The 25092-nt window shown below is 61.2% G+C and carries 22 protein-coding genes; 5 read left to right on the top strand and 17 right to left on the bottom strand.

The window, feature by feature from the left end; all coding sequences use genetic code 11:
• Positions 1 to 257: 257 nt before the first annotated feature.
• The 4 genes from DKW65_RS07560 to traF all read left to right on the top strand — a co-directional run bounded on the left by DKW65_RS07560 (position 258) and on the right by traF (position 5493).
• On the top strand, positions 258 to 1049 hold the full coding sequence (locus DKW65_RS07560) for an SDR family oxidoreductase (protein ID WP_111656674.1): 792 nt from the start codon (positions 258 to 260) through the stop codon (positions 1047 to 1049).
• Entirely contained in the window at positions 1049 to 1936 is an 888-nt protein-coding gene (gene ttcA, locus DKW65_RS07555) for a tRNA 2-thiocytidine(32) synthetase TtcA (protein ID WP_111656673.1), read from the top strand. Before DKW65_RS07560 ends, ttcA begins: the two co-directional genes overlap by 1 nt.
• A gap of 115 nt (positions 1937 to 2051) precedes the next feature.
• Positions 2052 to 4223: a malate synthase G gene (locus DKW65_RS07550; RefSeq protein WP_111656672.1), complete on the top strand. Its 2172-nt coding sequence runs from the start codon at positions 2052 to 2054 to the stop codon at positions 4221 to 4223.
• A gap of 100 nt (positions 4224 to 4323) precedes the next feature.
• The gene (gene traF / locus DKW65_RS07545) at positions 4324 to 5493 is read left to right on the top strand and encodes a conjugal transfer protein TraF (RefSeq protein WP_111656671.1); all 1170 of its coding nucleotides are present in this window, start codon (positions 4324 to 4326) and stop codon (positions 5491 to 5493) included.
• A 12-nt stretch (positions 5494 to 5505) separates the two neighbouring features.
• On the opposite strand, the gene DKW65_RS07540 is transcribed toward traF, so the two are convergent.
• From DKW65_RS07540 to DKW65_RS07490, 11 genes are read right to left on the bottom strand one after another with little or no spacing between them, the layout of a single operon-like run.
• The gene (locus DKW65_RS07540; RefSeq protein WP_111656670.1) at positions 5506 to 6561 is read right to left on the bottom strand and encodes a hypothetical protein; all 1056 of its coding nucleotides are present in this window, start codon (positions 6559 to 6561) and stop codon (positions 5506 to 5508) included.
• 21 nt (positions 6562 to 6582) lie between these two features.
• Positions 6583 to 7584, bottom strand: a complete 1002-nt coding sequence (locus tag DKW65_RS07535; protein ID WP_162925764.1) for a hypothetical protein — start codon at positions 7582 to 7584, stop codon at positions 6583 to 6585.
• 19 nt (positions 7585 to 7603) lie between these two features.
• Positions 7604 to 7960 (bottom strand): hypothetical protein, encoded by a 357-nt coding sequence (locus DKW65_RS07530; RefSeq protein ID WP_162925763.1) that lies wholly within the window; start codon positions 7958 to 7960, stop codon positions 7604 to 7606.
• Between the two features lie 8 nt (positions 7961 to 7968).
• A complete protein-coding gene (locus DKW65_RS07525) occupies positions 7969 to 8199 on the bottom strand; it encodes a hypothetical protein (RefSeq protein WP_111656667.1) in 231 nt (76 codons plus the stop codon).
• 15 nt (positions 8200 to 8214) lie between these two features.
• A complete protein-coding gene (locus tag DKW65_RS15875) occupies positions 8215 to 9219 on the bottom strand; it encodes a hypothetical protein (protein WP_162925762.1) in 1005 nt (334 codons plus the stop codon).
• 18 nt (positions 9220 to 9237) lie between these two features.
• Positions 9238 to 12630, bottom strand: a complete 3393-nt coding sequence (locus DKW65_RS07515) for a hypothetical protein (RefSeq protein ID WP_111656665.1) — start codon at positions 12628 to 12630, stop codon at positions 9238 to 9240.
• Between the two features lie 11 nt (positions 12631 to 12641).
• The gene (locus DKW65_RS07510; protein ID WP_111656664.1) at positions 12642 to 13160 is read right to left on the bottom strand and encodes a DUF4150 domain-containing protein; all 519 of its coding nucleotides are present in this window, start codon (positions 13158 to 13160) and stop codon (positions 12642 to 12644) included.
• Positions 13141 to 14202, bottom strand: a complete 1062-nt coding sequence (locus DKW65_RS07505; protein ID WP_111656663.1) for a DUF2169 family type VI secretion system accessory protein — start codon at positions 14200 to 14202, stop codon at positions 13141 to 13143. The genes DKW65_RS07510 and DKW65_RS07505 overlap by 20 nt, the downstream gene beginning before the upstream one ends.
• A complete protein-coding gene (locus tag DKW65_RS07500; protein ID WP_162925761.1) occupies positions 14195 to 15349 on the bottom strand; it encodes a hypothetical protein in 1155 nt (384 codons plus the stop codon). The genes DKW65_RS07505 and DKW65_RS07500 overlap by 8 nt, the downstream gene beginning before the upstream one ends.
• Before the next feature lie 25 nt (positions 15350 to 15374).
• Entirely contained in the window at positions 15375 to 15944 is a 570-nt protein-coding gene (locus tag DKW65_RS15870) for a hypothetical protein (protein WP_162925760.1), read from the bottom strand.
• A gap of 21 nt (positions 15945 to 15965) precedes the next feature.
• Positions 15966 to 16751 carry a hypothetical protein gene (locus DKW65_RS07490; protein WP_111656660.1) on the bottom strand — a complete coding sequence of 262 codons (786 nt, stop codon included), beginning with the start codon at positions 16749 to 16751 and terminating at the stop codon, positions 15966 to 15968.
• A gap of 67 nt (positions 16752 to 16818) precedes the next feature.
• Here DKW65_RS07490 and trmB point away from each other — a divergent pair, with 67 nt between their 5' ends.
• On the top strand, positions 16819 to 17478 hold the full coding sequence (gene trmB / locus DKW65_RS07485; protein ID WP_111657569.1) for a tRNA (guanine(46)-N(7))-methyltransferase TrmB: 660 nt from the start codon (positions 16819 to 16821) through the stop codon (positions 17476 to 17478).
• 8 nt (positions 17479 to 17486) lie between these two features.
• Here trmB and DKW65_RS07480 read toward each other — a convergent pair whose 3' ends face one another.
• From DKW65_RS07480 to purB, 6 genes are all read right to left on the bottom strand, one after another.
• Positions 17487 to 19238 (bottom strand): toxin-antitoxin system YwqK family antitoxin, encoded by a 1752-nt coding sequence (locus tag DKW65_RS07480; protein ID WP_162925759.1) that lies wholly within the window; start codon positions 19236 to 19238, stop codon positions 17487 to 17489.
• A 10-nt stretch (positions 19239 to 19248) separates the two neighbouring features.
• A complete protein-coding gene (locus DKW65_RS15865) occupies positions 19249 to 21498 on the bottom strand; it encodes a hypothetical protein (RefSeq protein WP_162925758.1) in 2250 nt (749 codons plus the stop codon).
• Between the two features lie 90 nt (positions 21499 to 21588).
• A complete protein-coding gene (locus tag DKW65_RS07475) occupies positions 21589 to 22098 on the bottom strand; it encodes a DUF7931 domain-containing protein (RefSeq protein WP_111656658.1) in 510 nt (169 codons plus the stop codon).
• Positions 22098 to 22529: a GNAT family N-acetyltransferase gene (locus DKW65_RS07470; RefSeq protein ID WP_111656657.1), complete on the bottom strand. Its 432-nt coding sequence runs from the start codon at positions 22527 to 22529 to the stop codon at positions 22098 to 22100. The genes DKW65_RS07475 and DKW65_RS07470 overlap by 1 nt, the downstream gene beginning before the upstream one ends.
• A 7-nt stretch (positions 22530 to 22536) precedes the next feature.
• The gene (locus DKW65_RS07465; RefSeq protein ID WP_111656656.1) at positions 22537 to 23697 is read right to left on the bottom strand and encodes a JmjC domain-containing protein; all 1161 of its coding nucleotides are present in this window, start codon (positions 23695 to 23697) and stop codon (positions 22537 to 22539) included.
• Positions 23698 to 25065 carry an adenylosuccinate lyase gene (gene purB, locus DKW65_RS07460; protein ID WP_111656655.1) on the bottom strand — a complete coding sequence of 456 codons (1368 nt, stop codon included), beginning with the start codon at positions 25063 to 25065 and terminating at the stop codon, positions 23698 to 23700.
• Positions 25066 to 25092 lie beyond the last annotated feature (27 nt).

The following is a 25092-nucleotide window of genomic DNA, read 5'->3' as shown; positions in this document are numbered from 1 at the left end:
CAGCACGTTCTATAGCCACCTGACCTCGAATCTCGCTGCGGCGTTGAGGCGGGGTGCGCCCTGTAGGGACATCTTTGCCCAGGGATGGGCAAAGAAAGAGCGCCCATGGATGGCTTGAGCTGTCCCGGAAGGGCGCACCCCGCCTCAACGCCTCTTTGCTGGAGGGTGACCCCGGTCGGAAGAGCCTCTCCGCTGGCGAAATCGCGCCTGATTGCCTATTGTTGCCCCCACCAATGATCACAAGGCGGGGACAGCACATGGCACTGCACAACAAGGTTATCTGGATTACCGGCGCCTCCAGCGGCATCGGCGAGGCCCTGGCCCGCGCCTTCAGTCACCAGGGTGCCCGGCTCGTGCTGTCTGCCCGCCGCCGCGATGAGCTGGAGCGTGTGCGCGCCAGCCTGCGTGATCCCGACCGGCATACAGTGCTGCCCCTGGACCTCACCGACAGCGACAGCTTCGCCGCCGCCACGCAGAGCGTGCTCGAGCAATGCCAACGAATCGACATCCTCGTCAATAACGGTGGTATCAGCCAGCGATCGCGCGTTATCGACACCGATCTGGCAGTGGACCGCCGGGTCATGGAGGTCAACTACTTTGGCGCCATTGGCCTGACCAAGGCCGTGCTGCCCGCCATGCGCGAGGCAGGAGGTGGGCAGGTGGTGGTGATATCCAGCCTGGTGGGAGAGCTGCCCACGCCCATGCGCTCGGCCTACTGCGCCAGCAAGCATGCCCTGCACGGCTGGTTCGAGGCACTGCGGGCTGAAGAGCATGACCGGGGCATCCGGGTGTTGATGGTGATGCCCGGCTTTATCCGCACCAACGTCTCGATCAACGCCATCACGGCGGACGGCTCGGCACATGGCGTGATGGACGACCATCAGGCCGCCGGGCTGGATGTGGATGTCTGTGCAGGGCGCATTGTGCGTGCCGTGCAGCGTGGCCGCGAGCAGGTTATCATTGGCGGCCGCGAAGTGGCCGGGATCTGGCTCAAGCGCTTCTTCCCGTCGCTCTACCGCAAAGTCATCCGTCGTATAAAGGTAACCTGATGTCCGCCTCAGATCTGGCTTATCCGGCTTCTCCCGCGCAGGGAGCGGCGCCCGCCCGTTCCGGCAGCTTCAACAAGCTGCAAAAGCGGTTGCGGCGTGAGGTGGGGCGGGCGATCGAAGACTACAACATGATCCAGGACGGTGACCGGATCATGGTCTGCCTGTCGGGCGGCAAGGATTCCTACACCATGCTGGATATCCTGCGCAGCCTGCAGCGTTCGGCGCCGGTCAGCTTCGAGCTGGTGGCGGTAAACCTGGACCAGAAGCAGCCAGGCTTCCCGGAGCAGGTGCTGCCGGACTACCTTGAAAAAGAAGGTGTTCAGTACCACATCCTGGAGAAGGACACCTATTCGATCGTCAAGGAGAAGACCCCCGAGGGCAAGACCACCTGTGCGCTGTGTTCACGCCTGCGCCGTGGCAGCCTGTATGGCTTTGCCGAGGAAATCGGCGCCACCAAGATCGCGCTCGGGCATCACCGTGACGACATTATCGAGACGCTGTTCCTGAACATGTTTTTTGGCGGCCGGATGAAGGCGATGCCGCCCAAGCTGCGTAGCGACGATGGTCGCAATGTGGTCATTCGCCCGCTGGCGTACTGTCGTGAGAAGGACATCGAGCGGTTTGCCCGGCATCGCGAATTTCCGATCATCCCCTGCAACCTGTGTGGCTCGCAGGAGAATCTGCAGCGCCAGGCGGTGAAGGCCATGTTGCAGCAGTGGGACCGTGAGCATCCGGGGCGCATCGAGAGCATCTTCTCGGCGATCCAGAACGTGTCGCCGTCGCAGCTTGCGGATGCACAGCTGTTCGATTTTGCCACGCTGGAGCAGGGTGTGGCCCGTGGCGGCAGCCAGGCGCACCGACTGGACCTGGTCAATCTGTTCAATTGAGCGCCAGCGGCTGACCGCCGAGTCACGCCTGGTGCAGCCCGGCGCATGAATTGACGGCGGCTTTCCGCTAGAATCCGCGCTTTCCGCATTTCCTGACCGAAAGGGTAGCAGCACTATGACTGATCGCATCACCCATGGCGCGCTTGAGATCGCCACAGTTCTCCACGATCTGGTGGAAAAGGAAATTGCGCCGGGCACCGGCGTGGATACCGCACACTTCTGGAGCGAGCTGGAAAAGATCCTGACCGACCTGGTGCCGAAGAACAAGGCGCTGCTGGCCAAGCGTGATGAGATCCAGACCCGCATTGACGCCTGGCATCAGGCGCGTCAGGGCCAGCCGATCAATATGGACGAGTACAAGACGTTCCTGAGCGAGATCGGCTACCTGCTGCCGGAAGGCGATGACTTCCAGGTGACCACGCAGAACGTGGACGCCGAAATTGCCACCGTCGCCGGCCCGCAGCTGGTGGTGCCGGTGATGAACGCACGTTATGCGCTGAACGCTGCGAACGCGCGTTGGGGCAGCCTGTATGACGCCTTGTACGGCGGCGATGTGATTTCCGATGAAGGCGGTGCCGAGCGTGGTGGCGCCTACAACCCGAAGCGTGGCGCCAAGGTCATCGAGTATGCCCGCAACTTCCTGGATCAGGCCGCGCCGCTGGCGTCCGGTTCGCACAAGGCGGCGACCGGCTATGCCATCGTGAACGGTGCCCTGGTGGTGCGCACGGAAAGCGGCGAGACGGGCCTGAAGGACCCGTCCCAGCTGGCCGGTTATCTGGGCGATGCGGCCAAGCCGACTGCGGTGCTGGTGCGCAATAACAACCTGCACGTCGAAATCCAGTTCGACGCCAGCCATCCGATTGGTGCTGAAGACAAGGCCCATATCAAGGATCTGCTGCTGGAATCCGCGATTACCGCGATTCAGGATTGCGAAGACTCGGTGGCGGCCGTGGACGCGGACGACAAGACCGTGGTCTATCGCAACTGGCTGGGCCTGATGAAAGGCGACCTGCAGGAGTCTTTCCAGAAAGGTGGCAAGACGCTGACCCGCAAGCTGAATGCGGATCGCGAGTACACCGCGCCTGACGGCGGCAAGCTGGTGCTGCCGGGCCGTTCACTGCTGCTGGTGCGTAACGTCGGTCACCTGATGACCAACAACGCCGTGCTGTTCAACGGCGAAGAAGTGCCGGAAGGCATTCTGGACGGCATGGTCACCGTGCTGGCCGCCATGCATGACCTGAAAAAGCAGGACGGCGCGCGCAACAGCCGCACTGGTTCCGTGTATATCGTGAAGCCGAAAATGCACGGCCCGGAAGAAGTGGCCTTTGCCGTGGAGCTGTTCGGCCGCGTCGAGGACGCGCTGGGCCTGGCGCGCAACACCCTGAAAATCGGCATTATGGACGAGGAACGCCGCACCACGGTGAACCTGAAAGCCTGTATCCGTGAAGCGAAAGAACGGGTGATCTTCATCAACACCGGCTTCCTCGACCGCACCGGCGATGAAATCCACACCTCCATGGAAGCGGGCGCCGTGGTGCGCAAGGCGGCCATGAAGCAGCAGGCGTGGATCAATGCCTATGAAGACTGGAATGTGGATATCGGCCTGGCCGCAGGCCTGAAGGGCCACGCCCAGATCGGCAAGGGCATGTGGCCCATGCCGGACGAGATGAAGGCCATGATGGAAGCCAAGATCGGCCATCCGAAGGCCGGTGCCAACTGCGCCTGGGTGCCGTCTCCGACGGCTGCGTCGCTGCACGTGATGCATTACCACCAGGTCAATGTGGCGGACGTGCAGGAGCAGTTGAAGTCCCGCACCCGGGCCAACCTGGACGACATCCTGACCATCCCGCTGGCGCCGGAGACCAACTGGTCTGCTGACGAGATCAAGCAGGAACTGGACAACAACTGCCAGGGTATCCTGGGCTACGTGGTGCGCTGGATCGACCAGGGCGTCGGCTGCTCCAAGGTGCCGGACATCAACAATGTCGGCCTGATGGAAGACCGCGCGACCCTGCGGATTTCCAGCCAGCACATCGCCAACTGGCTGCACCACGGCGTGTGCACCGAAGCGCAGGTGATGGAAGCCATGAAGCGTATGGCGAAGATCGTTGACGAGCAGAATGCCGGCGATCCCGCGTATCGCAACATGGCGCCGGATTTCGAAGGCAACGTCGCCTTCGAAGCCGCCTGCGAGCTGGTGTTCAAGGGCCGCGAGCAGCCCAGCGGCTACACCGAGCCGGTTCTGCACCGTCGTCGCATCGAGGCGAAAGCCAAATACGGTTGCTGAGACACCGCAATCCGTTACGCGGCTTACGCAAGCCCCACAAAAAACCCGGCACTGCCGGGTTTTTTGTTATTAAGCTGGGGCTGAGGATCAGGAGGCCTGAATGACACGACGCAGTATCAATGGGTGGGCCGTCGCGTGTGCGCTGCTGCTGCCAGCGGCGGTTCAGGCGGCTCAGGTAGACGTGAGAGACGCCCGCCAGGCCGGGCGGGGCGGCGTAGGTCTGACGTTCGATGACAGCCCCGGCCGCTGGCCAGCCCATGACATCATGTCCCTTCAGCTGGGTGTGCTGGCCAGCGACGAAGATCGCCTGCTGCGTGATGTGGACGAGTTCGAGCAGGAACTGGAGCGGCAGCAGAATGCCGTGGTCGCCGATGGCGACGCACTGGCCGACCGCATGGAAGCGGCCGACGGCAAGATTGCCCAAGTGGACCTTGGCGGTCAGTTGACCGTGGCGCCGATAACCGCGCAGCCGACGCTGATGCTGCGCCAGCAGACCCGTGTGGGTATCCGCTTTCGCTACGATGAGCGTGACCGCGAGACCCTGAACCGCGCGGCCAACACACCGGGCCTGATCGACCTGATTGGCGACCTGCTCGGCACCCCTTTTTTTGAACGCGACGATATCGAGTCTCGAGTCATCGCCACGGGCGTAGCGGTGACCGATCTGGGTATCCGTCAGGGCTGGCAACATGACGACGTCAACCTGCGCCTGGCTGGCACGCTGAAATACCAGCGCGTATCACTGCTCAACAGCAGCCAGCGCGCGTCACGATTCGATATCAGCGAACTGCTGCGCGGCGCCGAGCGCCGACACCATGACACCGCGAATATCGACCTGGCAGCGTTGTGGCACAGTGATGGCCCACGCCCCCTGGCGGTGGCGGCTACCGTGGAGAATCTGGTGCCGCAACGCTTCTCCGGGCCTGATGGCGTGCACTTCCACCAGCGGCCCCTGATTGCTGTGGCGCTGGGACAAGGCGGCGAACGCTGGCAGGCGGAACTGGGCGTAGATGTCACCCGCCGGACCGGCTACGGCGAGCTGGACAGTAGCCGCATGGCCCGCGTTGGCGGTGAATATCGCGTGGGCCGCCAGGGCAGGGTATCCGCCGGATACCGCCATGACCTCGACGGTAACGTGGCCCACACCGTAAGCCTGGGCGCCGGGCTGGCCGTGCGCCGGCTGCATCTGGATGCTGCCGTACTCGTGGGGGCAGGGGACACGTTGGGGGTGACTGCCGGGATCAGTTGGCGTGCTGCTGACGAGCAGTAACCCCGGCAGCACTCATGCGATGTCGTTCTCCTGACGCTGTTCGCGGCGTTGCTGCGCTTCCTGCCAGCGCTGCTCAGACGGCTTCCAGCCCTCGGCCAGAGCCTGTTCCCTCGTTTTGCCCCATGGGTAGTCTTTTGCGGCATCACTGGCCACGACGCAGTAATCCAGATAAGTGCGATTATCGAAGCGGCGCCAGTGATCTGGCTTTCGGTTGGTCTCGCGATCAAATTCCACCGTGACAGGGTCGAAGGGGCGGAAGCGTTCGTTGTACACGGTGTCAGGCAGGGGCTGCGAGACATCCATAAATTGCTGTAGCTCTTCCCATGCCAGATAAACCCCATGAACGTGATCAAACTGGTTGGGGTGTCCGATCAGGGTTTCTGAATAGCGGTGAGCCAGTTGCAGGACAAAGCTGCTGGAGCCGGTGGGGCCGGTGCGAAAGCTCATGTACGGGTCGAATTCGTCGAAGGGAATCTCCTGACGAGGCTGATCCTTGCCGAGATACAGGCTGACCATGCCAGTGCGGCGGTAGAAGCGAGTGTCTTTCTTTAGTTTGGGTTCGCCTCTGTTCAAATAACGAAGAATGACCCAGATTGAAAATAGCGGTAAAAAGAAGTATGTAAATAAGTAAATTCCATTACTTAATCCGGTGAAGATTCCTATAAAGATAGCAGAAAAAAGGCCGCCGGCAAAAGTGAACCATGCGATTACATACTGTAATGACCGCTGAAGGACCGGCCACTCAAGCAGATCAGGCCATGTGACCATTCTGTGTCCGCCGCGGTTTTCCTGCTCATACTGCTCGATCTGGATGCTACCTTTGACGTCCGAGGGCATATAGCCCATAGAGGCATGCTCTTTGCAGTGTGCGCCCGCCGGGAGCGTAATGCGCTGCCCCCTTGCCGTGCGCATAAGGAACCCGTCTTTGTGTTCGGGCTCCGGCGGCATCGAGCGCGGCTTCCGACTGTCGTAGGCGGTATCGGAATACACCGAAGTCTTGTCATTTGGGTTCATAGGGCGCTCAACGTACTGCGTGACGTCATGTTGTTGGAGCTTCGCGGCAGACATAAGGGACATCAAGGATGAGCATCAGACAAGATCATCTGCCTGAGCCTGTCTTCTTGCCTCTTGCTCCTCTCGCCAGCGTTGTTCGGAGGGCTTCCAGCCTTGGGCTAGAGCTTGCTGGCGGGTCTGACCCCAAGGGTATTCGCGGATTGCTCGATAGGAATGCATGCTAAGAGCATGAATGGCACCTTTGCTCATATTGAACCAGTAATCTCTGGTGCGGTTATGTTGTTCATCGTACATGCGAGATACGGGGTCCCAATGGCGGCAGCGCTCGTAAACGGGGGTCTCTGGTAGAGGGCGGGAGATATCCATGAAATCGCATAGCTGCTCCCATTCGGCTTTTAAATCTTCCTCGAACATGAAGGAATTATGGTATCCAACTGCGGTATTGGAATAGCGATGAACCAGATTCAAAACCAGATTTGAGCTGCCTGTGGGGCCGGTGGTGAAACTGACATAGGGGTCAAACTCGTCGAAGGGTATTTCTTGCCGATTTCCCTTGCCCAGATAGATGCTGACCATACCGGTACGGCGTAGGAATCGAGTATCGGTCTTTAATTTTGGCTCTTTACGTGTTAAGAATTTTACAATAATCCATATGGATACGGGAAAAAAAAGGAAAAAGAAAACTTCCTCCGCTGACGGGCCGGAGGGAAGTAAAGACATGATACTTACACCTCCCCCGCCTATAAGTAGCATTACCCCAAAAATATGATTAAGCATTCGAATGAAAACAGGCCACTCGAAGATGTTTCCCCATATTTTCTTCACATGAGGACCATCCTCCTGCGATGGTGGCCGAGACCAAATGCCACGGCGTTTTGCAACCTTGTGCCAGTGACCGGCAGTTTCTAGTCCAAGAAATTCCTGGCAATGCGATTTCTTAGGAAGATTAACAGGTTTGCCGAGTGACTTATTGAGAAAGTAGCCGTCATCACCGCGATCTCTGGCCGGCGGCAGATCGCGGGGCTTTTCGCTGTTATAGGCAGTATCTGCGTAGTAGTTCAGTTCGTTATCGGTCATCGTTCGGGCTGCCTTGTGATTAGAGGCGCAGTTTCTGTGAGCGAGCCCAGCCGCTGGTGAGACGCTGTTCTTCTGCCTGGCACGCCATTGCACTCTCATTGGCATAATCAAGAATAGATTGCAGTGCGGCATGATCGGCGTCAGCGAGATCGGCAGTGGGTAAATAGTCTTCGGTCTGGCTGTTCCAGATGCGGCATAGGGCTTCGCATTCGCCGCCGGCTGGCAGCGCATACCAGGCGATTTGCCCGATCCGGCTTCCCGGGTCGTCTTGATTGCTCAGCAGGTTTTCCCAGGCAATAGGCGTAAGTGAGGCAAAGCGATCATCGCCACGGCTGTCGTAGGCGGTGTCGGTGTAGGTGCTGTCAGGCTGCATCATGGTTTGCCTTAATGGACAGGGATGTAGATATGGTTGAGCATATCGATGGCGTGGTTCATTCCGGCGAGGCGACACTCGGTGTAATGCTTGCCGTCTTTGCTATAGCGAGTGGTTTGGAGTTCGCTGGCGGCATTGCCCTGGGTGTGTTTTTGGCTTTCGCCTTGGGCCAGGTTCGGCAGCCAGTCGTCGATAATGGGGCTATGCAGCCGGGTTTCCAGCACCAGGTGAGTGGCCTGCACGGTTTCACCGCCAGATCAAGCCGACTGATCCGCCTCTTTCCGTTTCTTTTCCGCCTGTTCTTCTTGCCAGCGTTGTTCGGAGGGTTTCCAGCCTTGGGCCAGGGCTTGCTGACGGGTGCGACCCCAAGGGTAGTCCTTAACGGCATCATAGGCATGAAAGGTTAGAGCCTGGATGTCTTTCTTGCTCATCTTGTGCCAGTAATCACTCGGGCGGTTGTGCTTCTCGTCATAGGCCTTGGATACCGGATCCCAGTGTCGGCATTGCTCGTAAATGGGCGTTTCAGGAAGCGGGCGCGAGATATCCATGAAATCACACAGCTGTTCCCACTCTATTTTCAACTTGTCCTCGAACATAAAGGCGTTGTGGTAGCCAATCGCGGTGTTGGAGTAGCGATGCACCAGGTTCAGAATCAAACTGGAGCTACCGGATGGGCCAGTGTTGAAGCTGACATAGGGATCAAACTCGTCAAAGGGGATTTCCTGGCGTTTTCCTTTGTCGAGGTAGATGCTGACCATACCGGTTCGGCGGAAGAAGCGGGTGTCAGTTTTTAGTTTTGGCTCTTTACGAGTTAGATACCTTATGGTTGCCCAGGCAAGGGTAGGAATAAGCAGGAACTCTATCATTACCATTGCTCCTCTTAGTCCACCGATAAATAAGTATAAAGCTACGCTTGCTGCCCCTCCAACAAAAATGAATATCCCAAAAATATGATTTAGCATACGAATAAAAACAGGCCACTCGAAGATGCTTCCCCAAATGACCTTGACATGTGGACCATCTTCTTGAGATGGACTCTCGCTCCATAATCCTGGATTCTTTGATAACTTGTACCAGCTGCCGGGCGTCCGCTGTGCAAGATACTCCCGGCAATGAGACTTTTTCGGCAGGTTAATGGGATTTCCTAGTGATTTATTGAGAAAATAGCCATCTTCACTGCGATCTCTGGCGGGCGGCAGATTACGGGGCTTCTCGCTGTTATAGGCGGTGGGCGCGTAGTAGTTCTGTTCGTTGTCGGTCATCGGTAGGGGGCCTTTTGATCAGATGCGCAGCTTTTGTGAGCGGGCCCAGCCGCTGGTGAGGCGTTGTTCTTCCACGTGGCACGCCATTGCACTCTCATTGGCTTGGTCGAGAATGGCCTGAAGCGCCGCCTGATCGGCGTCAGCGAGATCGGCGGTAGGGAAATAGTCCTCGGTCTGGCTGTTCCAGATGCGGCACAGGGCTTCGCACTCGCCGCCCTCAGGAAGCGCATACCAGGCGACTTGCCCAATCCGGCTTCCCGGGTCGTCTTGATTACTCAGCAGGTTTTCCCAGGCGATAGGCGTAAGTGAGGCAAAGCGATCATCGCCACGGCTTTGATACCAGCGAACTTCGTGTTCAATCATGCCTGATATGCCAGCGCTGGGTGCCACGATAGTGACTTCCAGACGGGGTGGGTTGTAAAGGTTATTGCGGCTCAGGTGCACCTGCGGCCCTTGTAGCAGGCTGAGTAGCTCACGGAAAGCGCCAATAGAGCCCTTGTTCTCAAACTCCTGGCTATAACGATGACCCGCTCTCGAGGCAAAGGGGCCGAAGGCGGCCCAGCGCTCCAGTGGTGAAAGACGCAGGGAGTGGGCCAGCAGGCTGGCGGTAATGGTCAGGCCAAGAAAGGCCCAGCCCCAAGGTCCGAACGCGATGGCCAGTCGCATAATCATAAACCGCTTCGCGCCTTCGCCGGCAGCGGCACGCCCCAGTTGGCTGAGTGCCAGGCCCGCTGCCGCGCCGGCTTCAACGGCATGGGCACCGGCGGAAGCATGGTTGCCTTGATCCATCTGTATCAGGCTTTCCCAGCTGGCGAGTATGGCACCAGCAGCCGAAATCCCGGCGCCGAGACTCTGAAAGGTTCTCAGTTCAAAGGCATTGGCAATCCGGCGTGAGCCCTCATTTCCCCACGTTGCGAGCGCCTGCGCCCGGCTTAGTACATTTTTTCCTAATGCTTGCGGCATCGGGGCTGTCATAATTCGCATTGCAGCCGGTTCCCCAGCAATACGGATAGCGGTGTCGGTAAGGGCATAGCCAAGCGACAAGGCGATAACAAGAGCGCGAGAAGCTGTGTTAATCGTGGGCTTGCCAGTGTCCAATTCATCCATAATTGTTTTGGAAACTGATACTATATTCATCACCTCGAGCACCGCCAATACCGGCGGCAAACTGACATTTCCCAGTCTCATCACGCCAGTGGTTAACCGAACATTGGTGTTGGCTTGTCCTTCAGGCAAGTTCCAGTGGCGAGCATAGGGGCTGGTGTCTGGGATGACCACCAGCGTCGCTGATGCGGTGGCCAGACCATTACTATCTACAGAGCGAAAAAGCTGGTTCCACGTTTGTTGACTGAAATCGGCAGGTAGGCCATGGTTCTGGTACAGTTCGGAAGGCAGTGTGCTGCCGATCATGCCGTCTTTGCCCATTACCGCCACCCGGTCGCTACGCAACGCCGAGAAATCGCTTTCTGCCCGGAAGGAACTGCGCCGCTGCTGGCGCTTCAGTTGTTCACGTACTCGCAAATCACCATCCATCACTATATAGCCCTGCGGGATGGCATCCCCGGCCATTACAAGCCGTGCACCTTTAAGTTCGCTTCGGCTGACCTTGCCCATGCGTACAAACAGCTTTGGGATTTCGATGGTTTTCTGGCCTGACAGCGATTTTTGCCATTGCTTCTGGAAATGAAACAAAAAGGCTCCAAGCACTTCGTTGGCCTGTTTGGCGATGGCCTGGTTATACCACCAGTCTGGTTGGGCGCCATTGAGCGCTGCAAAGGCATGGGCGCGGAACGCGGTGTCCTTGGGAGGCTCCAGCGCCTGCGCCATATCCACTTCAAATTCCTCTTCGTCGGGGACCTGATTGCTGCTGGGAAACAGCGCAGAATGTAACGGATGAGAGGGATCGATCAGACGCGCCAGCCATTGGTTGATAGGGTCCTCGTCGAGATTTTCCAGTTCCTGATCCTGGTCGGCGTCGTAGCCGCTGTCATACAGTGCGGGGTCGCCACCGCCGCCACCCATAACTCCGACAACGGCGCTCCACAACGCCAGGTAATCCGGGGTGGCCTCACCGGGGGAACGATTTTCGGCGGCTTGCCAAAGCGTGTTTACGCGCTCGCGGTCTCCGGGCAGTGGTAGCCAGGCGTAATCCAGCAACGCCTGCTGACAGGACAGGAAGTGAGCATACTGTATGGCGGCGTCGGTGCCATCAGCGTTCTTGCCATCCAGCCACAGCGCGAGTGCCTTGCGTTTTTCACGGATGGATTGGCGCAGTCTGCGGCGTTCTTCTACGCGGAGGATCTGTTCGATATAAGCGCGATCCATGCGGGCAGCTGCGGAGCGGAGTTGTCGACTCTGCTGACTACGGTCGACATGGCGCGTGCCGCGAGCACCATGGCGTTGTCTATGCAGCTTTTCATTGAAGAACAATTGATAGGCATAGACCGCGTTTTCACTATGCTCGTCGTCTTCAATGGCCACCAGATGCTGCTTCAGTTCATCCAGATCCAGCTGGATATCCGCCACCATATCCAGCGCAATACCCAGCGGGTCAGGCAGGGCGGCGACGATCAGACGCTCCTCGATGTCCAGGGCATCCAGATCAGGGATCGGGCTGGGGCAGCCGGGCTCAGGCTGGTTGTAGTGTTGTTCGACGGTGCCCGCGACCAGCATGTTGGTGTCGCGCAGCTGCTCGGGGCTGAGGTCGTCATTGAAGCTGAGCAGGTTGAGTTGGGTGGCGCGCTGCATGCGCTGAACGTGGTCCACGTTGTCGCGGTGCCAGCGGTAATCGTCATGCACGGGCAGGTCAGGCAGGTAGCGGGGGTCGTCGTCGGCCAGGCCGCCGAGCCGCTCGATAAAGGCCCAGCTCCAGGGAATCTCTGAATAGGCGATCTGCACCAGGCAGGGTTGGCCGTTCACTTTGTAGGGTACGGTGATGGCGCCAACTTCGGTGTCCAGATCGTCAAAAGGGCGCTGGTTCTGGCCCTGATACTTGGCCAGGTTGATGTCACGAAAGACGGTGCCACCCTGGATCACGGCGATCTCGCGCCATAGCCAGCCGTTGATGAAGACATACAGCCGCCCGCCATCCCTCAGCGGTGCCAGTTCAGTGCCTTCCGGGTTGGCAAAGCGTGTCGGTTTGATATGGGTAATGCCCACATCGGCACTGCTATCGTCATCCTCTTCAACGCTATTCACAATACCCAGGGGTACACGATAGAAGCGGGGGGATTCACTGTCGGTAAAATAGCCGTTGTCGCGCAAGCCTCGCAGTACGTCGGCGGGATAATCACTGCGGAACGCCATCTCGATCCATAGTGGGCCTGAGCCTGGCTCGACGTTGTTCAGGGTGATGATGCCGCGGCCGTCGTCGGTGGTCTGGCACTGGCTGACCTGTTGTGTGGATGACATGTCGGGCCCCCTTACTTGCGCAACGTCAGGAAGTGACGGCGACGCGGACGGGTCTGCTCACCGTCTTCCACGTTGATTTTGTGTGGCGTCAGCAGACTTCTGCATTCACCCTCGCTGGCTTGCTGAGCAACGGCGACAGGGGCCGCGGGTTGCTGCAGCGGCGCGGGCGGCGTGTTGCGATTGTTCGAGACCATCATATCGCCTTGACGCACGGCGGGCTGGCCCTCAAAAAAAACATTCGGCGAGAACGTGATGAACTCAGCAGGCCCCATGATGGTCCCGGACTGAGTGCCGCCGCAGGTGCCGGCTTCGTCGCCGATGCTCCGGGCAAAGGTGGATTGACTGTGGCAGGCCGGTTGGCCGTTGATCAGTATGCTGCCAGCGGTGCCGCTGGCGTCGGTGGACGTGGCTACGTTGGCATACATGGCGGGTCGGCAAAAGGGTGGTGTCTTGCACACTTCCTGTGTGCTGAGGACGCCGCCAGAGCTGGCGTGCACGGCGGTGCGGCCGTTAATCAATATATTGCTCATCGCTCTCGTTCCTTGATAGTGACAATTCGGGAGGCAGCCACAGCGTGACGGGCCGTGGATCAAGCGGAGAATGCCAGGCCAGCGCGCAACGCCAGATCAGGTGCAGCTGACGGCGGTCGGTATCGATCACCAGCGTATCGCACTGCGGCGACAGGCTGCGTCGCTGGCCGCCGTCGATCAGTTGTGGTGCTATCGGCTGAACGGGAAGGTTCAGGTGCAGCGGGGTATGGCGCTCAGCGAAAAACCCCTGAAGAGTAAGCCGCTCATCGCCGGCGAAGGCATGGGGCCATTGCTGATCATCGGGCGCGCAATGGTGCAGATCGGGCGCCGCCTTGGGGTCCCATGGGCACCCTTCGTGATGTTGCGGATCTGTATTGATCTCGCCCATGCGTTGACGGCGCGGTGCCCACAGGGCCGGCAGTGGGCCGAAGCCTGCGGGTGTCAGCTTCTGGCGTGGCGACGAGGCCGGAGCCTCCTGATCGTATTCGATTAACGGCGCGCGGGGGTCGGTGATCTTGAAAGCGGAAGGGTTGAAGCCTCGTCCTGCCGGGTTCGCTTCTTCCTGCTTGTCGGTATCGCGCTTGCCGGTATGGCCGCCGTAGGCCAATTCATAATGCAAGGGGGTTGCGGGGGCGAGTTCGGCCGGTTTGCCGCGCAGGGCGCCCAGCCAGTGACTTTCCCATTGGTGCTCGCCCAGTACTCGCAAGACTTTCTGTTGGCGATGTCGGTCACTCTCCAGTGCGAGACTGACGCGCATCACGCTGCACGGGTTCACGGGGCAGGCGCTGCCAAACAGGTAATACTCGGCGTTCTGCTTGAAGGGCGCTGATTCGTTAGCGGCTGCCAGGCTGCTGAAGCGCGGCTCGCCGCGCCATTCATCAGTCATGATGATGGGGGCGGGTTCGCTCGAGGGTGTCAGATTGCCATCAAGGTCGAAGTCATGACTGGTCTTGATGATCAGCGTGTGCTGCCGTTCGCCCAGGGCGTTCCAGCTGGGCAGCAGCTGTGCTTGCAGGTCACTGTCATTGGCCAGACTAAGCATGGGCTACCTCGGGCGCAGCTTCGGCCGTGTGCGGGACGAGCTGCCGAATCAGCAGTGCCAGACGCTGACGCCGAATGTGATCGAGCAGCAAGCACTCCTGGGCAGGTTGCTCGGGGGCGCGCATCCATTCGGCCGCCAGGATGATGGCCAGAGTCAGTGTGCTCGCGCCGGTATCACCCAGGGTCATGGCGGGTCGCATGATGTGCTGTGCAGGCAGCGGTTCCGGTTGCGGCGCGGCCTTCTCGCCCTTGCGCATGGCCAGATTGTCGCGTGGCGAGAGCCGCAATGGCCACAGCGCGCTTTGCGTCTGATACCAGATCATCTCATCGGCCATGGTTTGTGCGCGGGCGAGCATGATGTGATGCGGGCGCGGGACCGGGTTGGCCAGATCGCCCGGCGCTTCGCAGCCCAGTGCTTTGGCGGCCGCCTCGGGCAGCGCGCGATGCCAGCGCCGGTCAGGCAGTTGATCATCGGGCTCATGATGCGTGACGAGACGTTCGAGCATCACTGTGCCGTCGGCCAGTTCGGTTTCTTCACCGACTGCCTCCAGCCACAGGGCGCACAAGGCTTCCGACAAGACCCGTCCGTGCGGATTGTCGGTGGTGCGCGCGTCATGATCGGCGAGTCGCGCGTGGAGCGCGGCGTGGTTGACCAGGCTGTCGAGCGACACAATCAGCAGTGCAGGCTGCTTTCCCTGTTCCAGTTCCTGCAAGTGTCTGGATAGTGCTGCGGGGAACTGCTGCTCGTCAACGTGCTCAATGTGCTCAATGCCATAATCCTGAAGCCGGGCCTTGAGGCGCGGCAGTAATGCTTTCGCCAAAGCCGGGTACTGTGGGTTCGTTGTGGCCGGATGGCAGAGCAAGGCGATTTGCGGGCGAGGGCAGTCGTCAGGCGCGTCCAGCAAGGTGTTGAGACGAAACAGCAGACGATCCGGGCTTAGGAGTGCCTGGCCGTCCGGGCTGCCGATCAGTCCGAGTAACGGAAATGCACTGCCCTGGCCGGTGCGCGCGCTGACCGGAAGCGTATCGTAGATGCGGAAGCCCGGGTTGCCTTCATTGATAGCAGCACAAACTTCGCTGGCGTTATTACCTGCGGGCGTATCCAGTGTGTAATGACGCACCATGATGCGCTTTTTTGTACTTTGCATGGTACTTTGCATGGTCACGCGCCGCTCAGTTAAGTTCGACGCGAGCGCCTTTCACGGTATATCGGTGACGAGCAAGAGTGCGGATGTCTTCGCCATCAATCAGCAAGGTGCCATCTGGCTGAAGTTCGATGCGGCTGTTTCCGGCTTGCAGAATCAGGCCTTTGGGTGCGTTGAAGAGCAGAGCGCCGCTCTCCAGTTCATCGACCAGTGCGGGCGTGCTTTCCGAAGCACGAACCAGTCGGCTGGTCACGATCGCGGCGTCCGCTTGATCTGCGCCTGTGCCTGCAAGCACTGCCGTCACACGATCCCCCCCCTTCAGGCCACCCAGATGCTCCGCATACTCGCTGACGGGCCACATACCAGGGGTAGTCTGGTCGCCTTGAAGGAAGTACTGATTATTTTCGAGCACGAGAGTGCCGATTACGGTGCGTGCTACGGTGTCAGCATGATCTTGACGAGCACGGGAAGTGGAAACGGGATGCACGGGGGCGTTCCTCCTGAACAGCTTTCCTGTGAAAGGCCGCACCTTATCAAGCTTTTTTACATCCTGTCTGTAGGAAATCTCTGACATCTTTTTGGGTGTGATAGCGGTCACACCCGAAAATCCGGACTGGATTCAGTCGCTCAGCTCCACCCGGATCTCCAGATTGATGTGCTGCGCCTGATCTGAACGATGGCCGGGAGCCAACCTGGAGTTGTCCTGTTGCAGGCTGCCCAGTGGGTACCACTGCGCCGGTTGCAGTAGCAGGGTGCTTTGCGCGGCTTGTGTCTCCAGCTGGCCGCTGGCGCGCTGTTCTTCAAAGCGCTGGTTGATCTCGACCTGCACGCGGCCGTCAGGCAGTCGGCGCGGGCGTACTGCAATGCCTTGCAGCAAGGGCAGTATTTCGCGGCTGCCGGGGGCGTAGCCCGCCAGTTGCAGCAATTGTCCCCGGTCGATAAAGGCTTCATGACCGTCCAGCGTGGTGATGTGGTAGTCATCGCGCCGCTGTTGTGTGCGTTGTTGTTGGCTGGCTTGTGCGCGCCCGCCGACACGGCCGTCGCTGTCCGCCTCGATCTGCACGCTGGTGTCGCGCCCTGTATCCGAGGAACGGGCGTCGCGGCGCAGGGTGATGCGCACAGGGCGGGGGGGTTGGTCGATCTCGGCAATCAGGGCGCTGATTTCAGCGAGGTTCTCGGCGCTGGTGCGGATCACCAGGCGGCCGCGGTAATGGCTGATACGCCCGCCTTCGATCAGCAGCGGTTCGATCACGGGGATCAGCGATTCGCCACCGAGTGTATCGATGATGCGGGTCTCCATGACCGGTTGTGCGGTGGCCGGTTGCGCCGCGCTGAGCACAGGGCAGAGCAGCAGGGCCAGCAACCCGGAGCGGATCAGAGCAGGAAGCAAGGAGCCAGAGCGCATGGTGTGCCATCCCCGTGTGTCGGTTATCATGCCCGACCCTATCCTATCCGACAGGTCGGTGCAGCAGATGTTCGGCAACAGCAAGCCGGTGGCCAGCAATCAGGCCGGGATTCACGAGGATCTGGAGCGGGTGGTGAAGCGTCACCTGTCGTCGGCCTGGCGGGCGCCTGTGGCGGCCCACACCCGGGCGGCGTTTGCCGAGGCGGATGCCTGGTACCGGGCGTCTCCCGGGGCGCCGCTGATACTGGATTCCGGTTGCGGCACGGGGCGCTCGTCGCGGCTGCTGGCCCAGCGCCATCCCGAGGCCCGGGTGATCGGGCTGGATCAGTCAGCGCATCGTCTGGCGCGCTCGGGCAGCGGGCCGGACAACCTGCTGTTACTGCGTGCCGAATGTGCGGACTTCTGGCGTCTGGCAGAGGAAGCAGGCTGGCAGCTTGAGGCGCATTATCTGCTGTACCCGAACCCCTGGCCCAAGGCCGCGCATCTGAAGCGGCGCTGGCATGGCCATCCGGTGTTCCCCACCATGCTGGCCCTGGGCGGTCGGCTGACGCTGCGCAGCAATTGGGGGCTGTATTTGCAGGAGATGCAGGCGGCGCTGGCGCTGGCCGGTATCTCTGCGTCGCTGGACAGGCTGTCAGCGGCTGCGCTGGGGGAGCCGCTGACAGACTTCGAGTTGAAGTACCGCGAAAGCGGCCACGATCTGTGGCAGCTGACGGCGGTGTTTTAATGACTGGCTCAATAGCGGCCTTCGGCGCGAAGCGTCTGGGCAGACTCGTGCGCAACCATCACGCCGTCCTCGTAATCGGTGAACCATAGCAGGCGACCGTCGGCGCCAAAATGATAGTGGCGCCCCACGGCGTTGCCGTGTTCATACTGGCCGATTTCCAGCGGATAACCGGCGGCCTGGGTCTTGATGTAGTCACCATGGCGCTGGCCTTCGTAATAGGTCATGCGGATGTGGTGGCCTTCCCGATCCACGTCCTCCACGTCGCCGTGCAGCTTGCCGTTACGGAAATACAGGTATCCGGTGCGCTCGCCCTCGTTGTCAAAATGCTCCAGGGCGCCGCTGAGTTCGCCGCGCTCGTAGCGCCCGCGCTGAACGATCTGGCCGTCATCATTTTCGGCATGAAAGTCGCCATGGCGCTGGCCGTTTTCGTAGTGAAACCAGCTGGTCTGTTGCTCGTGCAGGTCGCGCTCCTGCCAGGTGCCGTGGCGCTGGTCATCGCGGTACTCCCCGCCGCTGATGATCTCGCCACTGCGGTCAAAAAAGCGGTAGGGGCCATGGCGGTCTCCCCGGCGATAATGGCTTTCTTCCCAGCCGCCCATATGGTTGTCGGTGCGCTGGAAGCCATCCAGTAGCCAACGCTCGCCCTCACGGGTTCGCAGGGCGCGGCGACGCTGTTGCAGGGTGCCATCTGCGGCCAGGGTCTGGTGGTATTGCAGGGCGACGATGTCGTCCAGATGGGGGGTATGCAGCAGTTCGACCCGAGTGCTTTCGGTGCCGTCGGGGCGTTGTCGCCACTCAACCCGATGCACACGCCGGCCCTGAGTGTCGCGCTGCTCGGCCTCACGCAGGGCTGGCTCGCCTTCGGCATCGTAACGGTTGCTGAGCATCAGGCTTTCACCGTTATCCCATTGCAGCAGGCGCATCTGCGAGCGCGGCAGGCCGTCTTCGCTGAACACCTCGTGGCGCAGCAGGACGCCGGTGTCACTGGTGAGGCGCAACTCGCGCAGCGTGCCGTTGGCATGCCAGCTGCGGCTTTCGCCGACACGGCGGCCGTTATCCAGGGTATAGCGCTCCCGGAGGTTGCCGTCCTCATCAAATATCTCCGCCACACCGGTGCGCTGACCATGCTGATAGGGCGTGCGGCGGATCAGACGCCCTTCGACAAAGCGTTCGTCATGGCCGTGAATCTGACCCCCGAGACGCTCATGCCGACGTTCCAGGCGGCCTTCGGCATCGCGCACTTCAATCACACCGTCGGTGAGCTGACCGTGTTCGTAGCGGGTTTCGCTGCGCAGCTGGCCATTGTCGTGCCATTCGCGTTGCACGCCGTGGCGACGGCCGTGTTCGTACTGGCCTTCACGACGTAGCGTGCCGTCGGGGAACCAGGTCTTGTATGGGCCGTGGGGCGATCCGCGCGAGAAAGCGCCTTCCCCCACCAGCGTGCCTTCCGGGCTGTAATGGCGATAGGGGCCGTCCCGAAAGCCTTCACTCGGGTCCGCTCGGGTGAACAGGGTATCGCGCGCCAGTTGATCGTTGGGGTGGTAGAGATGCAGCTGGTAGCGCGTTCGGCCGTCGTCGCTTTCCACGGCGGGCAGGGGCACGTAGGCATAGTAGATGGCGTCGTCTTGCGCAACAGGTTGCAGGGCATGATCCAGCCATACCCGCTGGCGCGCCGTGTCGTCAAAGGTGTCGTCACCTGAGACGGGAACAGAAACACTGGTCAGCAGGGCCAGCAACAGGACGCGTGTCAGATATTGCATCGGCATCTCCTCAAGGCAGCGCCGGGAAGCGCACCGTCCATTCGCGGCTGAAGTCCCCTGCAGGGTGCGGATAGTGGACCTGGTCCACCGGCCCCAGAAAACGTCGTGTGCGGTCGTCAGCCTGGTCGTCAGTGTCGGCCCGCAGCAGGAAGCCCAGATCATCCATGGCGCTCAAATGGGCCAGCGACAAGGCGGCGCAGTCTTCGCTGTCGCGCAGCCGCAGCGTGCGCGCATCGGGCGTTTCCAGGCAGTCGTTGTCGGCGGGGGCTTCCAGCACGAATTCCACGCTCTCCGGACAATGCAGTTGCACGCTCACTGTCAGGTCATGGAAATAGCGCACCTGGACAACGTCCTTGCTGGTCAGCCACAGCGCCGGGTCTTTCATATAACCGCCGGGTTCGAACTGGCTGGCCAGCAGATTGCCGTAGTAACGAGCCGGTGCGCCTTGTGGATCGAGCGCTTCAAGGCGGCAACTGTCGGCCACCACACGGGGCAGGGGGTCAGGCCAGGGCAGGCTGAAGTGGTCACAATCGCTGCACAGGGGGGCGCTGTCCGCGAATGCGGCCCGGACATCGACTTGTCCGCTGGGCAGCGGTTCGCTGCCGGGCTCCGGGAAACGGGACGCAGCGGTAGTGCGGTAGCGCCGTACCTCGGCGCCTGCGGGCGAATCCAGGCGGGGGGCGCTCAGCGTATGGGCTGTCCAGCGGCTTTCGGCGAAGTACAGCGCCAGTTGCGCCGCCGGTTCCCCGGTACGTACCAGAATCTCCATCGTGTCATTGGCCAGGATCAGATTGCTGGTGTCTGCCAGCAGGTACCGCTCAGGGCCTTCCGGCAGGCGCTGCAGCCAGGCGGGCAGATAGACCAGGTCCATCGGCACCGGTTCGCCGTTGGCGTCCAGGGCCACGGGCACCAGGCCCCAGTGAGAGCGGGGCACCGTGAGGCGGATTTCATCATCGGACCATTGCACAGCGCTGAGCCGTGCATCGGCGGGATGATCCTGTGATGATTCGCGCGAGATATAAGTCACCGGCTGCGCGGTGCTGCTTTCAATCAACAGATCCAGTTCGATGCGGTCCAGGTCATTGGCCAGATCCCGTGGTGCGCGCGGGTCCGGGAACATGACTGGCGAATGGGTATCGCCAAGCCGTGTGGCGCCGGCATACAGCTCCTGTTCGAACTGGCGATTGAGCAGGTAATCCAGGGCCAGCGGCTGGCCATCGTGGCCGAGCAGGCGAATGCCCGCCAGGCGTATGCCGGGCAGGTGGTAATCGAATACCGAGGGCAGATCATGGTCCAGAATGACGTCGCCGTCGTGAAGCTGCCAATGCAGGCTGTGATCCAGCGCCAGGATGGCTTCCTGTGAGGTATCCAGCCGCTGTAACTCGCGTTCGATATCGTCGCTGCCCGGGCGTTCCAGGGCACGGTGCCGCAGTCGATTGTCGATCCAGTCCAGATAGTCGCTGCCCGAATACTGATGGAAACCGTATTCGCTGAAGGCGCTGCTGGCCAGCGACAGGGTCATCTGCAGGGGCTCGTCACCGGGCAGGTCATCGTGGCGGGCGAGCAGGGTCATGCGCATTTCCACCGGGTATTCCCCATCCCGGCGCAGCAACATGGTGCCTGAGGCGTAGGGGAATTCGGCCTGGTCAAGGTCTTCGGCAAAGCGGCCGGCACGCAGGCTCAGCAGCACCTGCTCATCGTCCATATCGATCACGGTCAGGGTCAGCGTCATGTCCCCGCCGTCGGGCAGTGCCTGGGTATCCTGCCACTGCTGGTCGATATGCAGGTCGTCCGGCAGTCGCACCAGAAGGGGCGTCTGCTCATGCAGGGCGGGGAAGGTGTCAGGCATCCGCGCCATGATGCGTGCGTGGGCGTCCGGGTTGCCGGGTTTGACTTCGCGGATACGGCCATCGCGGGCGAGCTCCAGCCGGGTGCCGGCAAACATCCAGTCCAGCAGCGTCAGGAATTCCTCGTCTTCCAGCATGTAGGCATCCGGCTGTGCGGTATCCAGCCCCCGGTAGCCATCGCCGATGGACATCCACAGTGGGGTCACCTGCAACGCGGTGCGTTGCGTGCCGCGCTGGAAATAGTCGGCCCGCATCCAGGCCTTGATCTCGGCGTTGCCCAGGCCGCGAGCCTCGACGCTCTGGGTGATCAGGTAATAATCGGTGAAAGCGGGGGTGTCGCTGCGCTGGCAACCGGCCAGGGCAAGCGTAAGACTGAGGACACCTGCGAGCAGGCCCCGGGTGCGGTGTGACACGGCATGCGCTCCTGTCCGTTGGCAAGGTGGCGCATGATAACAATTATCGTTGCGTGAAGGTCGGGAGAGGTCACATTTCCGGGTGCGGCTTCAGAGATACAGACGACGTAGCTGCGGGTCGGGCCGGGCACGTTGCCAGCGGTCTTCGAAATCACGCAGCAGATTACGGGCGGCCAGCGGCGCATTGGGGGTGGCGCTGCCATCGCGGAACCGCTGCACGTCATCGCGGCTGATCAGTGCGCGCTCGTCCAGGATCAGCCAGGCGGCATGGCGCTGGTCGTCAGGTTGAGCCCGTCGCAGATCAAAGTAGCTGGGGAACTGCTGCGCCAGGCGAATCAGGTGGTGTCCTTGTCGCACAGCGCGGCGCGCGTCATTGAACAGCAGTTGCAGCCGAAAGCGGGGATGATGCCGCAGATGGCGGCTGAGCAGGTTGCCGATGGCCTGGTTGCCGAGCCAGGGAGTGTCCAGTTCGGGGGCCTGGATGATCACGCTGCGGCGGGTTTGCGGGAGCAGGCGCAGCAGCGCGTCGGTAAAGGCGGCGAGGTCGGGCAGCGGGTAGCTGTGGTTGTCCTCGCCGAGGAACCAGTCCGTGCCCGACATCAGGCCGCGCTGAGTTCCTTGAACATCTGCCGGTGCGGAATATCCGCTTCGACAAAGATGCCGCCCGTCACGCTGAAGCCACAGTTTTCATAGAAGCTGGTGGCATGGGTCTGGGCGTGCAGGAAAATCTCTCGCATGTCCCGGGCGCGCGCCTCTTCTTCAGCGGCGATCAGCAATGCCTTGCCGATCCCCTGATTGCGATGCTGCTCGAGCACGGACAGGCGACTGATCTGGCCGCTGGGCAGCAAACGGATACAGCCGATGGCGTTGTGCTGTTCATCCAGAGCGATGAAGTGCACGGATTCCTCATCAGCACCGTCCCATTCCAGTGCTTCCGGAACATGCTGTTCCTGCACAAATACGGTATCGCGGATATGTCGCAGAGCGGCTTCATGCTCGGCCCAGGTGGTCCGGATTACGGTGAACGCCATGACTGCCTCACTCGAGGGAAACGAAAAAGCCTTGTTCAATCCATTCATTCAGTAACTCCATCCCGGCCGTACCGGCATGCTGGTTCAGTGATGCGGCATCATACAGACGCCGACTGGCCAGATAAGTGCCCAGGCTGCGTGAATCGTCGGGCAGCGGGACATGTTCGCCGTTGAGCCAGAGCCCCTTTGCGTCGGCCAGCAGGCGGGTACTGCCGTGCCGGACCAGCACCGCTTCCGGGGCTGCGGCGCGAATGTGCCCGGTATCCACCTCAAAATCAAGGCCTGCAAAATCGGGGCCACTCTGGCGGGGTTCACTGAGTAACTGCATCAGCGCCTGCCGGGCACGCTCGGGGGTCACCAGGCCCAGCGCCTGGGCGGTGAGGGCGTCGACATCGGTGTCGCTCAGCCCGGCAGCATCCTCCGGCAGGTCGCGTCCCGGGTCGGTGAACAGGGCCTCGGGCATGTTGGCCAGGCATTCGTCGGTGATGCGCGCCAGCAGGTCGGCGCGGCGCGGGGCGCGGAATCCTACCGACCAGGTGACACAGTCGTCGTCTTCGGCAATGCCCCAGTGGGCCACACCGGGGGGGATATACAGGACATCGCCCGGGCCCAGCAGGTGCTCTTCCTGCACCGGCATGTCGGCCAGCAGGCGCAGGCTGTCGTGGGGCTGCAGCGGCGTGCTGGCGTCGCAGGCCGGGCCCAGTTGCCAGCGGCGCTGGCCGCTGGCCTGGATCAGGAATACGTCATACTGGTCGAAGTGCGGGCCGACGCTGCCGCCGCGCACGGCATAGCTGATCATGATGTCTTCCAGGCGCCAGGGCGGCAGGAAGTCGAAACTGTCCAGCAACAGGGACACTTCCGTCAGGCAGTAGTCCACCGACTGCACCAGCAGCGTCCAGTGGCTTTCCGGCAGGGTGCGGAAGTCGTCTTCATCGAAGGGGCCGTGGCGCTGGGTCCAGGACGCTGTCTCGCCGTGTTGGCCCTGCTGGCCGCCCATGATCAGGCGCGACTCGACGCCGTCCTCCAGGGCCAGACCGGCCAGGGTGTCCGGGTCCGGGATCTCCAGACCCGAGGCGCAGCCCCGCGCCAGCAGCGGTTTGCGCTGCCAGTAGTCGCGCAGAAAGTCAGCGGCGGGCAAGGGCAGGGTAAAGCGTGGCAGTGAACTCACTCAGATGGCCCGTGCCTGATCTGCCGCATTGCCGACATAGCTGCCCGGCGTCATCGCCTTGAGGCGTTCACGGGCTTCTTCCGGAATCTCCAGACTGTCGATGAAGCTGGCCAGCGCCTCCTGGGTGATGGCCTTGCCCCGGGTCAGCGCCTTGAGCTTTTCGTAGGGCTGCTCGATGCCATAGCGACGCATCACGGTCTGGATCGGCTCGGCCAGGACTTCCCAGGCAGCGTCCAGATCCTCGTCCAGGCGGGCGGCGTTGACTTCCAGCTTGCCAATGCCCTTCAGCGAGGCTTCATAGGCGATCAGGCTGTGGCCCAGGCCGACGCCGACGTTACGCAGCACGGTGGAATCGGTCAGGTCGCGCTGCCAGCGAGAGATTGGCAGTTTGGCGGCCAGGTGGTCCATCAGCGCGTTGGCGATGCCCAGATTGCCTTCGGAATTCTCGAAGTCGATCGGGTTGACCTTGTGCGGCATGGTGGAAGAGCCGACCTCGCCCTCGACGGTACGCTGCTTGAAGTAGCCCAGTGAGATATAGCCCCAGACATCGCGGTCGAAATCCAGCAGCACGGTATTGAAGCGCATCAAGGCGTGGAAATACTCGGCAACACAGTCATGCGGTTCGATCTGGGTGGTGTAGGGGTTGAAGGTCAGCCCCAGGCCTTCGACAAAGCCCTTGGCCACGGCGGGCCAGTCGACATCCGGGTAGGCGGCCAGGTGGGCGTTGTAGTTGCCCACGGCGCCGTTCATCTTGCCCAGCAGGGCCACGGCGGCGAACTGCTCGCGCTGACGCTTCAGGCGCGCCACCACATTGGCCATTTCCTTGCCGACGGTGCTGGGTGAGGCGGTCTGGCCGTGGGTGCGCGACAGCAGCGGCTGATCGGCCAACTGATGAGCCAGGCGGCGCAGCGATTCGATCACCTTGTCCATCACCGGCAGCAGTACAGCGCGGGCTTCGGCCAGCATCAGGCTGTAGGAAAGGTTGTTGATGTCCTCGGAGGTGCAGGCAAAGTGCACGAACTCACCAATTGCGGCCAGCTCGCCGAACTCAGCCATACGCTCCTTGATGTAGTACTCCACCGCCTTGACGTCGTGGTTGGTGGTGGCCTCGATGGCCTTGATGCGCTGGGCGGCCTTCTGGTCGAAGCGATCAGTGATCTGCCGCAGCTGATAGGCGGTATCCGCGCTCATCAGCGGGACTTCGGGAATGTCCCGGGTCTTGCACAGGGTTTCCAGCCAGCGGATCTCGACGCGCACCCGGTTACGGATCAGGCCGTATTCACTGGTGATCTGGCGCAGCGCATCGCATTTGCCGGCGTAGCGGCCATCCACGGGGGAAATGGCGGTCAGGGTGTCCTGCTGTGACATGGGCGTGCTCCTGGGCGGACGGCAGTC

The sequence above is a fragment of the Isoalcanivorax indicus genome, assembly GCF_003259185.1.
GTDB lineage: Bacteria > Pseudomonadota > Gammaproteobacteria > Pseudomonadales > Alcanivoracaceae > Isoalcanivorax > Isoalcanivorax indicus.
This window is presented reverse-complemented; position numbering and strand designations above follow the sequence as displayed.

Excerpts from the sequence above, each read along its gene's own strand:
- DKW65_RS07560 (WP_111656674.1), top strand. The coding sequence starts at position 258 with ATGGCACTGCACAACAAGGTTATCTGGATTACCGGCGCCTCCAGCGGC.
- ttcA (WP_111656673.1), top strand. The coding sequence starts at position 1,049 with ATGTCCGCCTCAGATCTGGCTTATCCGGCTTCTCCCGCGCAGGGAGCG.
- DKW65_RS07550 (WP_111656672.1), top strand. The coding sequence starts at position 2,052 with ATGACTGATCGCATCACCCATGGCGCGCTTGAGATCGCCACAGTTCTC.
- traF (WP_111656671.1), top strand. The coding sequence starts at position 4,324 with ATGACACGACGCAGTATCAATGGGTGGGCCGTCGCGTGTGCGCTGCTG.
- DKW65_RS07540 (WP_111656670.1), bottom strand. The coding sequence starts at position 6,561 with ATGTCTGCCGCGAAGCTCCAACAACATGACGTCACGCAGTACGTTGAG.
- DKW65_RS07535 (WP_162925764.1), bottom strand. The coding sequence starts at position 7,584 with ATGACCGATAACGAACTGAACTACTACGCAGATACTGCCTATAACAGC.
- DKW65_RS07530 (WP_162925763.1), bottom strand. The coding sequence starts at position 7,960 with ATGATGCAGCCTGACAGCACCTACACCGACACCGCCTACGACAGCCGT.
- DKW65_RS15875 (WP_162925762.1), bottom strand. The coding sequence starts at position 9,219 with ATGACCGACAACGAACAGAACTACTACGCGCCCACCGCCTATAACAGC.
- DKW65_RS07515 (WP_111656665.1), bottom strand. The coding sequence starts at position 12,630 with ATGTCATCCACACAACAGGTCAGCCAGTGCCAGACCACCGACGACGGC.
- DKW65_RS07510 (WP_111656664.1), bottom strand. The coding sequence starts at position 13,160 with ATGAGCAATATATTGATTAACGGCCGCACCGCCGTGCACGCCAGCTCT.
- DKW65_RS07505 (WP_111656663.1), bottom strand. The coding sequence starts at position 14,202 with ATGCTTAGTCTGGCCAATGACAGTGACCTGCAAGCACAGCTGCTGCCC.
- DKW65_RS07500 (WP_162925761.1), bottom strand. The coding sequence starts at position 15,349 with ATGCAAAGTACAAAAAAGCGCATCATGGTGCGTCATTACACACTGGAT.
- DKW65_RS07490 (WP_111656660.1), bottom strand. The coding sequence starts at position 16,751 with ATGCGCTCTGGCTCCTTGCTTCCTGCTCTGATCCGCTCCGGGTTGCTG.
- trmB (WP_111657569.1), top strand. The coding sequence starts at position 16,819 with ATGTTCGGCAACAGCAAGCCGGTGGCCAGCAATCAGGCCGGGATTCAC.
- DKW65_RS07480 (WP_162925759.1), bottom strand. The coding sequence starts at position 19,238 with ATGCAATATCTGACACGCGTCCTGTTGCTGGCCCTGCTGACCAGTGTT.
- DKW65_RS07475 (WP_111656658.1), bottom strand. The coding sequence starts at position 22,098 with ATGTCGGGCACGGACTGGTTCCTCGGCGAGGACAACCACAGCTACCCG.
- DKW65_RS07470 (WP_111656657.1), bottom strand. The coding sequence starts at position 22,529 with ATGGCGTTCACCGTAATCCGGACCACCTGGGCCGAGCATGAAGCCGCT.
- purB (WP_111656655.1), bottom strand. The coding sequence starts at position 25,065 with ATGTCACAGCAGGACACCCTGACCGCCATTTCCCCCGTGGATGGCCGC.